Source organism: Neptunomonas concharum, from assembly GCF_008630635.1.
Classification (GTDB): Bacteria; Pseudomonadota; Gammaproteobacteria; order Pseudomonadales; family Balneatricaceae; genus Neptunomonas; species Neptunomonas concharum.
Map to the genome: position 1 here is coordinate 1,743,643 of NZ_CP043869.1, position 13,160 is coordinate 1,756,802.

Consider the following 13,160-nt stretch of genomic DNA (forward strand, 5'->3'; position numbering starts at 1 on the left):
CTATTCTGCCAGTAAAACACGTTTGTATTCCAGTTGTTTCACTTTTTCAGAAGCGCCCCAATCACGATAAAGGGTAAGTGCCTCTTCTGTACAAAAGCGCGCTAAACGTCTCTGCTGTGCCACGTGTAGGTAGTCACCATAACGTTCATAAGCCAATGCTTTATGAAATAGCCCCTCTTGCTTCTCTGCCATCAGAATAGCTTCTTCGAAAGCTAGCGTTGGGCTGTCTCCTTGCAAGCGGGCATTTTCTGCTACCAATAAGCTGTAGTGAAAACTAAAGTTATCAGGAGATTCAGCACGCCAAAGTTCAAAGCGGGACAAAATCTGTTCCACCTCCAGTTTGCGCCTTGGCCCCAAGCCATTATTCTGATGCCCTTGAATCAATCGCATCATCGCTGTACAAAAAAGCAGCTCACTGACACTGAAATAACCAGACATTTCGTTTTCTACACGCCCTTCCCACAAGTAGAAAGTATTCCAATAGCACTGCTGATCAAGCAGTAGGGCGGCAATCACGTGGCTCATTGCTTGCCAACCGTTTTGATACTCAAGGGTATCTGGCTCAGATGGTGCCTTATGGCCTAGTAAATACGCGGGGAGATCAAGAATACCTGATAAAGCTGCTGATGAGGCGTTATCCCTATCAACACCGATAGTTTCTAGCGATTCTGCGCCAAGTAAACGTAATTGATAATGCAATAAATTGCATTCCTGCAACACCGTTGGAAATTGGTTTTCCCGTGCCAGCAGCGCTAATTTTTCAACATGGTGACGTATCTCATCTAATGGCGCTAACCAGTGCTGAACACGACTTGCATAGAGCAGCATCGCATGAAGGGCGGCTTCATCTGGATCACCACCAGACGGATGATTGAGGCCGCCATAACGGTTAGCAAGTTGTACACCTTGAGCGGCAAATAACCGTGCTAACGGGTAATCCCCACAAACCCATGAGGCCACCCAGGCATAACTAATAAACGCAAAAGGCGTTAGACTAGATCGCCCTTGCTCCAAACTAAGCTGAGTCATTCTTCCCGCAGCGCAAGCAGCGAGAAGGGGTTGGCCTGATTGTGTAGCCATCAATAGAATCTGTTCTAAAAGGGAGAGTCTAAAAAGCTCATCAGGTGCCACTTCAACCGCTAATCTTTGTAACGCTTCTCCATTAAAACGTACGCTAATGGCATCCAATTGTGTCAGTAGATAAGGGAGTTGAGTTTTGGCTGTGCTAGGCAGCGGTTGGTCGATATCAGCTAAAGCCTGCATCAGAAGCGACAGTGCTTCCTCAGGGTTGTTCTGTTGTTGATGAATCTGAGCCAATAACAAGGCACGCTGCGCTAATGCCGGTAATGTATTGGCCTCCTTTAACTTATTTAAGCATACCTGAGCTTTATCTATCTCGCCTGCACGAAACCATAAATGAGCTTGATGAGATAGCAGTGACTCTCGCTTAGAACTTGATGCAAAGCACTCTTCTTTTTCATTACATTCAATAAGATAGGAAAGATAGTTAGCAGACTTTTTAAACTTATGCAGCGCTTCTGCCAATTCAGAAGCTCGAAGATTCAGGCCAGTGACTTGTTCAAATAATGGGTCTGAAGGCTTAAGTGCGAGCGCATTAAGATGATGTAAACAGGTTTCAACCAACGGGAGTGAATCGCTAGTGATGGGGTTATCTTGCAGTACGTTGAGTAATCGCTCACCCATTGTGCGATGTTTGTCTTCGCGTTGCTGCTTGTTTAGACGTTGTATGATACGAGCAAGAATATCAGGGTGGTTAAATCGATAGCGTCCGACATCATCCGCTGAGGATTTTACCTGCTGAATAAGACCTTGTTGTTCAACAGGCCAAAGATGGATCGCCAAACGTGCTACAGGGTTATGTGTGATCTCAGATAAGCTTTGTAAATCAAAGCACTCGCCTAACAATGCAGCCCATTCTAGCAATGATAATGAGAAGTCATTGATGGATGACAGGCGTTGATCAATCGTTTCTTCACTAATATCGGATACATTCAGCACCTGTTCTGTTATGTGATCCGGTAGCAGAGCGTCAGGCACAACCAACGAGATAGGGTTGACCTGTTGCCGGTACAGGCTAGGGGCAACCCCCATCCAACGTTTAAACGCTTTTTGAAAAGCGGACTGGTTTGAAAAGCCTAACTGGAAAGCAATTTCGCCAAAGCTCATTTGCCCCCGCTGAATCAACTGTAAAGCGACATCGCGGCGTGTTACGTCATATACATCTTGAAAGCTGGTACCCAAAATACCTAACTTGCGCTGCAAAGTACGTAAGCTCATACCCAGCGTTTCGGCCACCTCGTCGCGCCTGACCGTTCCGCCACCTTCATTTAATTGACGGCGAATCAAATTGCGTGTTTGTGCAATGAGCGCCCCTTGCTGATTCATCTTACTGAGCAAGGAGTCTGCAAACTCTAAATGCAGTTGATGCATCTCCTCATTAGCTTCCAGGCACGCCAACGAAAGATAGTCGGAGGGTAATAACAACTGATTTCTGAGGGCATTAGATTCAACTTCTGCCGCAAAAAAGCGTTGGTATGGCTGGATATCCTGAGGCTCAGGAAACGCAAAACGAACACAGCAAGCAGGAATTTGCTGCCCGGTCAGCCAGCGAGACCAGTTGATTAAACAGCCAAGTAGGTATTCAACCGGCTGCAGTTGGGGGTGATTTAGCTCTAATGTTAGAAGCACACCATCACTCACCGGCTCCATCTGAAGCACAGCACCCTCCATCAGAAGGGGAAGGTAATCAATCAACGTTTGATAAGCTTTGCCCAATGTCGCTGATGTGGACATCAGAAAACCGATAGAGCCCAACATCCTTGGTTGGGTAGCCTCGGCTAGGCTGAGTGCAATATGAGGGTTATTTGATGCCTCTACCAAGAGGTTCAATACATCGGCATAGCGTTGTGTCGGAAAACGCACCCCCGGTTTGCTATAATCGCTTTGCGACAGCGATGCTGCCTCCAATATCCGTGCTGGTGCGAGCCGGTAGTGTTGGGCCAGATGCATCACAGGTTCAAGCAGTTTGGCAGAAGCGGTAGTCATTGGCATGGGAAGAGTAGTACTATCCTTTGAGTTCTGACACAAGATTATCACAGAGCCCTGTAAAAATATGTCCTTGCGTGCCACTTATTTTCTCAATGTATTAATGTCGGTTTTGGTAAGCTTGCTACTTGCCTATGGTCTCAATGTAGAAGCTGCCAATCTACCCACGACTTTAAAAGTAGGGGTTCCGACACCCGGTCAGAAGCCATTTTTTTGGCTAGATGATAGGGGGGAGTATCAAGGTATCTATCCAGACACCTTGCGGCTTATTGCCAAAGACTTACAGGTTGATCTCGAATTTATCCCGCTTTCCCAAGCACGCATCAGGCGCCATTTCACGGTAGGCAAATTGGATATTGAGATGGGGGTTCCAATGAACGAACCCGAAGATTCCGCTTTAAAGGAGGTCTCCCGCTATAGCCGTCCGTTTAGTGTCATTAATGAGGTAATTATCTATCGTCCTGAGTTATCTTTTCCGGTCTTTATCCTGAGAGATTTGGAAGGGCAGCGCGTTGCAACGGTCAGAGGGACTAGCGTGCCTTACTATCTTATTCGAGAGGATCTCACAAATGAATGGCAGATTGCACAACGGGTACACCGCGGCTGGAACGATATCGGCTTAATGAAAGAGGCTGTTGCTTTACATTATCAGCACTCTGAAAACCTGAACTACAAAACCTCGCTTCCGTACGCGAGTAAACCAGTAACGTTTAGGCTGCACCGAAATAAAGGCGCGCTATTACCCCTAATGAATAACAGCATCAAGCGGTTAGAAGAGGAGGGTAAGTTGGAAGAATTGGTGTGCAAATACCTTTGTGGTACAGGTAAATAACACACCATATGATCTCTCCCGTTACTTTTTCAATAGATGCTCTGCCACAGCTTGATAGGCAGGAAGGGAAGTTGGATCAATAGCGGCGTTGCCCGCATTAGGGTGCGAGGCGAAGCGCACAATAACCATCTCAGCGGTAGGGTCAACATAAACAGTCTGGCCATGTACGCCGCGAGCTGCAAAAGCACCGTGTGCGTTGTGGAACACCCACCACATACTTCGATAACTACCCCCAGGGAGATATTGGTATCCTGCTTTCTCGAAAGCGGCTTTATCTCCACCTTGTTGAATATGCTCTATAACAGCTTTGGGGAATAAACGTTTCCCATTGATCATACCTTTATTGAGAACTAGCTGCCCAAAACGCGCCATATCGCGAAGCCCCGCGCTCAGACCGCCTCCAGAAAAAGGTACGCCTTTGGCATCTACTGTCATATAGGCATCTTGCTCAGCGCCCATGCGGCTCCAGATTCGTTCCGAAAGCAGTTCGGTAATCTCCTGACCCGTCACTCGGGAGATGATCCAGCCCAATGTATCCGTGTTTATCGTTTTATAATGAAATGCATCCCCATGCTCCCCATCAGGTTTTACCGTTTGTAAATACTCAAAGTAACCAACAGGTCCTGTATAATTTTTGGGTTTTGGGAGCGGACTAGCCGCAGCACTATATGCCCAAATATCGGCTTTAGGGTCAGCATAGTTTTCACTGTAGGCAAGTCCTGTCACCATATCCATGACTTGGCGGACCGAAGCAGAACCAAAAGCACTGCTGGATAGTTCAGGGATAATGTCAGATACCCTTGCTGTGTCATCAAGGGCACCTTCTGCCACTAAAATCTCAGCTAAAAGCCCTGTAGCTGATTTTGTCATCGACATTGCGGCATGTTTTCCCGCATCACTCAAGCAGCCAGAATAGTACTCATAGACAACTTTTCCTTTATGCATGATAAGGATGCCATCAGTGTAATTCTTGGCCAAAGATGCTTCCCACGTTATTGCAGAGTCACTTCCAATGGGCAAGAAAGAAACAGCATCTATTGAACCATCAAGTGCATACTCCAACGGAATAGGGGCTCCTAAGCCTCGGCTAACCTGCTCTGTTGGCAGTAGCTCACGTAGATGACAGACACTCCATCGCATTTTAGGGAAGCTAAAAAAGTTGGAGTCAGGCTGCATGATTAATTTATCAGGAGAGGGGGGGAAACCGTTCATCCAACCCAACGTAACAGGGTCTGAGTCAGCGGCAGTCAATGCGCCTGGTTTTGATTGGGCAAGCGCCGAAGTGGTGCAGACTAATGTCACCCCACAAAAAGCCAGTAATCTTCTAGTAGTTAACGACAACATTGACAAATCCTCCTGTCCAATTAGGCACATAACCACCAAAGGTGTCTCTTATTCCTTTACCTGGAAAAGAAACACTCAAACCAGCCGTTAAAAAAATATTCTGGGAAACAATACGGTTGTACTCCAGAAAAAGATCGTCCGATAAATGTGCGTGGGTGACGCCAGAAATAACATTTGAGCTATTACCAACGGTTTCTACACGCGTGGCCTGCCCGAATTGAATAGGGCTCCTCAGCTCATTTGCACGAATATGGGAGTACCGCAGTGTCAGTGTATCCTGTTTTGATGGCTGAATACGCAAAGCAACGTTATAGGCTTGGACATTTGAGTTAATGAACGTCATGGATGATTTAGATCCTGTCGCCCATGCGCTCGGGGAGCCTTCATAATATAGGGGATCAAACCGCTCTAGCTTATCAGTATCAGGGTCATCACCTGAGAAAGTTTGATAAGACAAGATTAGAAGAGGCGACCAAGCTAGATCTTTGAACGCATATCCCGTTTGGAGTCTTCCTGCCCAAGCACTCAGGTCTATGCGGTCATTCCATTCATAGGCAATATCGGCACTAAACATTAAGTTCTGATTATTCCCCATAGAAGAGTTCAGCGCATAGATGTTAAGCGCGTTTGTGCCTTCACGCGCTCCCGGTAAAATAGTTGGAGCGCCAACACCACCGAAAGCCGCTTGAGCATATGGAGATTGCGACTCCAAAACCTTAATGTAACTTAGCCCTGCATAATCAACGATTGAAGTTTGATGACGAAAATCAAACCCTGCTAAGCGATTGTTACTATCGTTAGACGACAACTCATTGGGGCTAATATAAAACAATGTGCCGGTTGTATGAGCATGCTTGAACTGCCCGATTGCAGCCGTATCCCATGCTTTTCTAGGCCCAAATTTCAGTGCGCCTCGTTCAAAGCCGCTAGATCCACCGTTGGCAATCAGCATGCCTGAGCCAAGTTTTAATTCCTTAGGGCCAAGGGAAAGATCGATGGCTGCTTTATTTTCAAGTTGTTGTTGATAGCCAAGGTAAGCTTCTTCTAATGTCACTCTGCCTGTATCGTTGGCATCATAGGCATCAGTACCTTGAGTATAAGAAAACACCCCTGAAAGTTTTCCGTAGAATATGCCACCCCCTGTGGGGGACTGAAAGCTGATACCGGGTTTTACGTAGTACTCTAACCACTCAGTATCTGAGTCAAAACCTGCGTCTGGCGCTACTTGATCTGAGAAGTTCCAGAACAAGTTGGTCTCTGCGACCGCATTCACCCCAGCTTGGAAATGGGAAAGCCATTGTGTATTTTGTGCTAGGGCAAAGCTAGGGGAGTTAAATACGAGGATGGCAGCGACTGTTAGTAACGACCGAGGTTTAGCACAACGAATCTTAGCATTTCGTATGCTTTTGAGAACGATGTCTTCCGTTAGGTTACACGATCCATAGTGAGCTAATTGATCCATATAAAAGTTCCCACGAAGAGCATGAGTGGCTCTTGGTTCTTAGTGTTGAAGCCTACGCTGTTAGATACGAATTGTAAATTCACCGCGCCAGCCTGCTAAATATATTTAGGCAACACTTGTCTCATATATGTTATTATTAATAGTATTGATAATGATTACTATTTAATAATATGAATGCAACAGTCATCCCTCCGTCGTATCAACTGCTTCTCGTCGAAGATGACGATACGATTAGCAGCTTAATTAAATCCGGTTTATCAGCTCAAGGTTACAGCGTTGATCATTGTATAGCCGGGGATCAAGGTCTGGAGCAGGCACTTAAACATCCTTACCACATGATATTGCTGGACTTGATGTTGCCTCAACTCCATGGCTTGGAGCTGTTACGGAAACTCAAAGCCGTGCGCGAGAGAACCCCCGTTATCGTGATATCAGCATGCACTCAGCAGCAAGATCGTATAACGGGTTTACATTATGGTGCGGATGACTATCTACCTAAACCCTTTTGTATGGAAGAGCTGCTGTTAAGAGTTCAGGCTGTTTTGCGTCGCTGTTATCAAGAGAAAGTATTAGAAACACACCAATTAAAGGTTGGCCCCCTTAGAATCGATAAGCGTGCTCGTCGGGTATATGTTGAGCAGCAATTAACAAGTCCTTTTGCTAGGTTTGAGATCGAGACATTAACGCCAGCAGAGTTCGATCTTCTTTGGTATTTAATGTTATCGCCTGATGAAGTCCACTCCCGCGAATACCTATACCAAGCCGTGTTACGGCGCAATTATGCTCGATTTGATCGTAGTCTGGATGTTCATATCAGTAACTTGCGCAGCAAATTGCGTGACAGCGCCCCAACTCAAGAATGGGTGATTACGATACGGGGTAAAGGTTATCGTCTGTGGTAAAAGGCAAACTTTACTGGGTATTAATAGCCAGCGTGGCATTAGGTAGCCTACTGCTATTTGCTTTATTGTACTGGGCTAATGATCGGATATCACAATCCCTCACTTTAATAGATAGCGCCCATCAGGCTCAGTTACAAACATGGGCAGATAAAGCAGAGTCTTACCTTACATCCAACGATTATCATGAGTTAGAGCATTACCTGGCTTATTTGAATAAAGATCAGCAAGTAGCAGCGTTTGTCCTAACCCATCAACTGCAACCCCTCTCTGGCTTGACTATACCGCCAGAGTTGCTGGGGAAACTGAATTTTCAACGGCAGTTAGATTGGCCTGTTCACTCACATTGGGATGAGGTGTTGATCGGTATTCCACTTAATAATGTGCAAGCGAGCTTCGTTGTACGTTTGCCCGATCACATGCATCCTAAGCCCTCTTTAGGTAGTTTAAAATTTATACTGACGATGCTGATCCCCTTATCAGCCTTACTGCTACTCACGCATTTTTTGTATCGCTATATTATTGGGCCACTACGCACACTCAAAGAAGCCTCTAAACAACTTGCTACAGCAACATTGGATTATCAAGTAAGACCGCTATTTGGTAATCGACGAGATGAACTCAGTGAGCTAGCTGACACCTTTGATAATATGGCTTGCCGTATACAGCAACTGGTAAAAAGCCAACGACAACTCATCGGAGATCTGTCCCATGAGATACGGACACCACTAACACGTATTCGCTTACTATTATCCTCCCATTTACCCGATGCCGAACGACGCAAGCGCTTGGAGCATGAAATCTCAGTGATGCAACTCCTGCTTGATAACGCAGTGTTGTTAGCCCGCTGGGATATTGAACCAGAAGCAGCCAGCTTAGACTCTTTTGGTCTTGTACCCGTCTCTGATTTACTCACGATGGTGTTGGACGATGTTAACTTCGAATTTTCAGATCGGGAGATAGTGACCGCTATCGAACCTGAGTTAATGCTCTGCTGTGGGTCAGCCTTTGGTATGACAAGAGCTATGGAAAATATCATCAGGAATGCCATGCTTTATTCGGATGATAGCGTATATGTTTCAGCATGGCAGGGCGATCAAGGCTCAGATCTATCCCGTTTTAACGCCTCTGAATGGACTACAGTGGTTGATCATCAATCGTCAAACCCAGGTGTTTTCATCTGTGTACAGGACCAAGGGCCGGGCGTTGCCTTAAATGAGTTGAACCATATCTTTGAGCCTTTCTACCGGGTTGATAAGTCGCGATCACGAAGTCATGGCGGCAGCGGATTAGGATTACCCATTGTCCGTCAGCAAATAATGCAGTTACAAGGGGCGCTTTGGGTGCGAAGCCTACCTGATAAAGGGTTTGCTATCTGCCTGTTTTTTCCTGAACTGGAGCACATAAACGAATTGTAAAGAATGTAAATTTGCTACGCGAAGCTGGCTTGATATGAGAGATTAGCCACTAATGTAAATAATTATCATTCGTAATACAGGTTTAGCCAAATGACTCCAGCTTCGTTATTGAAAAAATTACCCCTAGCCTTAGCGATCAGTGCCGCAAGTGGGGCGGTTATGGCAGAAGGACAAGCCAAAGAGTTACAACCTCTAGAGGTTTGGGCAACACAAATATCAAGCTCATCTGAATACCTTGGCGATAATGATATTCAGCTTAAACAAGCCGACCATTTAAGCGACTTAATGCGTATGCTGCCGGGTGTTGAGGTTGGTGGAACACACTCCGTCGTACAAAAGATCAGTATTCGTAGTCTGGATGACACAGACCTGAATATCACGATCGATGGTGCTAACCAACAAGCTTATGTTTATCACCACGCGGGCAACCTGCTGATCAACCCAGATATTTTAAAAGCGGTAGATATACAAGTGGGTGCAAACTCAGTCTTGACGGGAGGTCTTGGGGGGAATGTCGCTTTCGAAACAAAAGATGCTATTGACTTACTTCAACCAGGCCAAAAAGTTGGCGGACGAATTCAGGGTCAAGTAGCCAGCAATAAGTACTTCGGAACCTCATTTACCGGATTTGGGCGCTTAGGCGAGAATTTAGATTTTCTTGCTTATATCAATCAGGTCGATCGTGATAACCCTGATGATGGTAAAGGACGAGAAAGCTTAGGTAATGATGGGAAAATCATGAATGGCCTGCTCAAGGCCGGTATTGCACTAACAGATGAGCAGCGCCTTGAGGTGGCATATGACCACTACAAGGATGAAGGAGATTATCCTTTTCGTGCCGATATGGGTGTAGGGACTAATCAGGCTATTACAGGAGATCGCCTCTATCCTACCGATTACCAACGGGATACCTTCACAGTGGGCTATGAACTGGATAAGGGGGATGCTCTATACCTAAGAGCAAATCTATACCACAACGAACTCGCTTTAAAACGCCGTGAAGATGCCGAGGAATATGCGGTAAAAGAGGGCGTTACAAAGAATATTGGCGGTAAAGTCTTAGCTGAGACCCTACTGGAACATGCGACGTTTAATCAAACCTTACGTTATGGCGGCGAATACAATCTCCAAAAAACGCGTATGTACAAAGATGGCCATAACAAAGGCGGTGAAGAGGCTGCTCGCTTGGCTCTCTATGCTGAGGATACGCTGGATTTTGATGGTATTCGTATCACACCGGGGCTACGGTATAACTTCTATGATATAGATGCTACCGCAGCTGATAAAAGCTACAACGAGTGGACATGGGGCCTTGCAGCAGAGATGGATCTGAACTCACAGTGGACATTACGAGCGGCTGCAACCCGGTTATTCCAAGGGCCTAATCTAGAAGAGGCGTTCTATGCGGATTATGTTAACTCAAACAACGCCTCACTGAAGCCTGAAACAGGTTTAAACCGTGAAGTTGGAATCCGCTTCCGCCAACAGCAACTTGGGGGCTTTGATGAAGTTAACGTAGGTTTCACGGCCTTTCATACATCCATTAACGACCGTATCGCCTGGAGCCGTAGTGGAGGCAGCTGGTTCAACCAAGATAAGGTTGAGTTAAAAGGTTTTGAGGCCAGCGCACGCGTAGAAAAAGGCTCATTTAGCGCTTTAGCAAGCTACTCAAAAACTGATACAGAAGACAAACTGACAGGCAACCCTATAGCAGATCAATCCGGTGATAGCGTTTCATTAACTGTAGATTACACCTTCCCACAGCAAGTCACCTTGGCGTGGGAATCACAATGGATCATGGAAGAGGGACATTACAACAAGCCTGCTTACAACGTGCATAGCATCTCTGCACGTTGGGCACCTAAATCGGTTAAAGGGCTTGAGCTGACCGCCGGAATTGAGAACATCTTTGATGAGTATTATGTCTCTCATGTTTCCCGTATTGGGGAGTCGAATCACCCACGCTTCGGACACTTAGTGTTAGATGACTCTGAGCCAGGTCGCAACATTAAACTCACAGCCGCTTATAGTTTCTGATTCTATTTTTAATGACGAACCGGAGGTTTCACCTCCGGTGCGGTGAGGGCATAAAAATGCTGGATGCGATAGCGCAATGGGTATCGCCACGCCTAATGCGGACGATTCATCTTTACTCAGCAACCTTGATGTTGGCCGCCATGCTTTTCTTTGCATTCACTGGCATCACACTGAACCATCCAGATTGGTTTAGTGAACATCAATCAACCCTACGGGAGGAGGTTTTACCCGAGCCAATTCAGCAATTTCTTACGATTACCGACCCAGGGCAAGCCCCCCCTTCGCTTGTCTTGGATTGGTTAAAGAAAGAGCAGAATATCCATGGCAAGAAGATCGAGATCGATTGGGATAGTGCAGACTCCTTATTGTTGATTGATATACAACAACCGGGAGGGTTTGCTCTAGTTGAAGTCGACTTAACATCCGGCCGTGTTGTGATCGAGCAACGTCTGGGGAGCTGGGTACAGGTGTTAAATGATCTACACAAAGGGCGCTACGTAGGCGAGATATGGAAATGGTTTATCGATATCTCAGCGCTGATCATGCTGCTGTTTACCTTAAGTGGTTTCTGGCTGATTTTACCGCAAAAACGAAGACGTCAAGGCCTGCTTGGAATCGCACTAGCGGGAACCTTGGCACTGGTGCTGCTTTATAAAGGAAGTATTTAATGCTCAGAAAAACAATCTTGCGCCAATTGTGCATAGCGGGGTTAGGTGTTGGCTTAACACTGAGTGCAGCCACGGCTCAAGCCGCCGTGTTACAAGTCAACATTGAGCTACCCGAGTTTACACAAGGCCCATACCATCGCCCCTATGTAGCGGTTTGGGTAGAGAACGAAAAACACCAGCCAGTTCGGCAGATAGCGCTCTGGTATGAAGATGCCGAATGGCTAAAAGATATACGTCGATGGTGGCGCAAAGCCGGGCGTTATGGGCAAGCTGAAACAGATGCTGTTACTGGAGCGACCCGAGCCCCTGGACATTATCAACTGGTATGGGATGGAAAGGATGCCAAAGGCAACCTATTACCTGAGGGCAGCTATTTTGTCCAAATTGAGGTGGTTCGTGAGCATGGGGGACGCACATTGCGCGAAGTGCCAATAAGCGTACCCCTCAAAGCACTGGATATTAGCCATCCCCCCGAAGGGGAACTAGGTAGCGTAAACCTCAAAGTGACACAGGAATAAAAGGACAACATATGCAACATATCGTTAACCCCAAGGTGCTCTGGCAGCACCGCAAAGCACTCTCACTGGCGTTACTCTTAGGAGCATCGTCAAGCATAGCGACAGCTCACCCTGTGTGGCTGCTGCCTAGTGAGTTTGTACTCTCCAGTAAGGAACCAGTATGGATCACTGTCGATGCATCTGCTTCTAACCATGTTTTTATCTATGATCATGGCATACCGCTGGAGCGCGCCAAAATAGCCTCCCCCGATGGAAAGACACGCCCAGTTGGCACCTATTTTAAAGGCCAACGCCGGAGTGTATTCGATCTGCAGTTAGATCAAGAGGGGACATGGAAGTTATCTGCCTCGCGCCCAGCCACACATATTACTTACTATGAGCACAACGGCGAAAAAAATCGAATCTTCGCAACTAAAACAGACGCGAAAAAACGCTTACCTAACGATGCTAAACTTGGCACAACAACCTTATATCACACCGCTACACACGCCTATGTAACTTGGGGAGCGCCATCTGGGAAGGTGTTAGAAACCACAGGGAAAGGGCTAGAACTGGTTGCAAAAACTCATCCTAATGACTTGGTAGCAGGGGAGAAAGTGACATTACAGTTTCTTCTTAACGGTAAACCTGCTGCCAATATTGATGTTGATGCGACGCCAAGCAACACCCTGTATCGCGATGACCGAATGGAAATACATGCGCGTACCGACGCTCAAGGCTATTTCAGCTTTACGCCCTCACTCGCAGGGCCGTGGTTGGTCGGCGCTCATACTGAATACACCATCCCATCACCAGACGCTGACAAGGAGGCCCACCTGCTTTATCTAACATTGGAGGTGCAAGTGCAGTAACCAACAATTGTGATACTTATTTTACAATTGCGTGATTAACCCATGACTTCTCACCCATAGACTTC

10 protein-coding genes and 2 pseudogenes are annotated in these 13,160 nt (G+C 46.5%); 9 read left to right on the top strand and 3 right to left on the bottom strand.

The genetic code is table 11. The features are described from left to right. Positions 1 to 3,072, bottom strand: a complete 3,072-nt coding sequence (locus tag F0U83_RS08135) for an AraC family transcriptional regulator ligand-binding domain-containing protein (RefSeq protein ID WP_138987298.1) — start codon at positions 3,070 to 3,072, stop codon at positions 1 to 3. Between the two features lie 61 nt (positions 3,073 to 3,133). On the opposite strand from F0U83_RS08135, the gene F0U83_RS08140 reads away from it, so the two are divergent. Continuing rightward, complete coding sequence (locus F0U83_RS08140) at positions 3,134 to 3,898, top strand: substrate-binding periplasmic protein (RefSeq protein WP_246077711.1); 765 nt, start codon at positions 3,134 to 3,136, stop codon at positions 3,896 to 3,898. A gap of 21 nt (positions 3,899 to 3,919) precedes the next feature. Here the strand turns inward: F0U83_RS08140 and F0U83_RS08145 are convergent, their stop codons facing one another. Both F0U83_RS08145 and F0U83_RS08150 read right to left on the bottom strand, forming a co-directional pair. Then, a complete protein-coding gene (locus F0U83_RS08145; RefSeq protein ID WP_138987299.1) occupies positions 3,920 to 5,242 on the bottom strand; it encodes a serine hydrolase domain-containing protein in 1,323 nt (440 codons plus the stop codon). Next, on the bottom strand, positions 5,223 to 6,704 hold the full coding sequence (locus tag F0U83_RS08150) for an alginate export family protein (protein WP_138987300.1): 1,482 nt from the start codon (positions 6,702 to 6,704) through the stop codon (positions 5,223 to 5,225). Before F0U83_RS08150 ends, F0U83_RS08145 begins: the two co-directional genes overlap by 20 nt. A 170-nt stretch (positions 6,705 to 6,874) precedes the next feature. Between F0U83_RS08150 and F0U83_RS17395 the strand changes: the two are divergent. The 8 genes and pseudogenes from F0U83_RS17395 to F0U83_RS08180 all read left to right on the top strand — a co-directional run. Continuing rightward, positions 6,875 to 7,177 (top strand): annotated as a pseudogene (locus F0U83_RS17395) (response regulator); the annotation flags it as partial. After that, a pseudogene (locus F0U83_RS17400) lies at positions 7,157 to 7,259 on the top strand (DNA-binding response regulator); the annotation flags it as partial. The pseudogenes F0U83_RS17395 and F0U83_RS17400, both read left to right, overlap by 21 nt. A 161-nt stretch (positions 7,260 to 7,420) precedes the next feature. Further along, positions 7,421 to 7,606 carry a winged helix-turn-helix domain-containing protein gene (locus tag F0U83_RS17405; RefSeq protein ID WP_420813355.1) on the top strand — a complete coding sequence of 62 codons (186 nt, stop codon included), beginning with the start codon at positions 7,421 to 7,423 and terminating at the stop codon, positions 7,604 to 7,606. Then, complete coding sequence (locus tag F0U83_RS08160) at positions 7,600 to 9,021, top strand: sensor histidine kinase (RefSeq protein WP_138987302.1); 1,422 nt, start codon at positions 7,600 to 7,602, stop codon at positions 9,019 to 9,021. Before F0U83_RS17405 ends, F0U83_RS08160 begins: the two co-directional genes overlap by 7 nt. Before the next feature lie 90 nt (positions 9,022 to 9,111). Continuing rightward, positions 9,112 to 11,058: a TonB-dependent receptor domain-containing protein gene (locus tag F0U83_RS08165; RefSeq protein WP_138987303.1), complete on the top strand. Its 1,947-nt coding sequence runs from the start codon at positions 9,112 to 9,114 to the stop codon at positions 11,056 to 11,058. A 56-nt stretch (positions 11,059 to 11,114) separates the two neighbouring features. Further along, complete coding sequence (locus tag F0U83_RS08170) at positions 11,115 to 11,726, top strand: PepSY-associated TM helix domain-containing protein (RefSeq protein WP_170221781.1); 612 nt, start codon at positions 11,115 to 11,117, stop codon at positions 11,724 to 11,726. Further along, on the top strand, positions 11,726 to 12,244 hold the full coding sequence (locus F0U83_RS08175; RefSeq protein ID WP_138987305.1) for a DUF2271 domain-containing protein: 519 nt from the start codon (positions 11,726 to 11,728) through the stop codon (positions 12,242 to 12,244). Before F0U83_RS08170 ends, F0U83_RS08175 begins: the two co-directional genes overlap by 1 nt. 11 nt (positions 12,245 to 12,255) lie before the next feature. Beyond that, complete coding sequence (locus tag F0U83_RS08180; RefSeq protein ID WP_138987306.1) at positions 12,256 to 13,095, top strand: DUF4198 domain-containing protein; 840 nt, start codon at positions 12,256 to 12,258, stop codon at positions 13,093 to 13,095. The last annotated feature ends 65 nt before the right edge of the window (positions 13,096 to 13,160 follow it).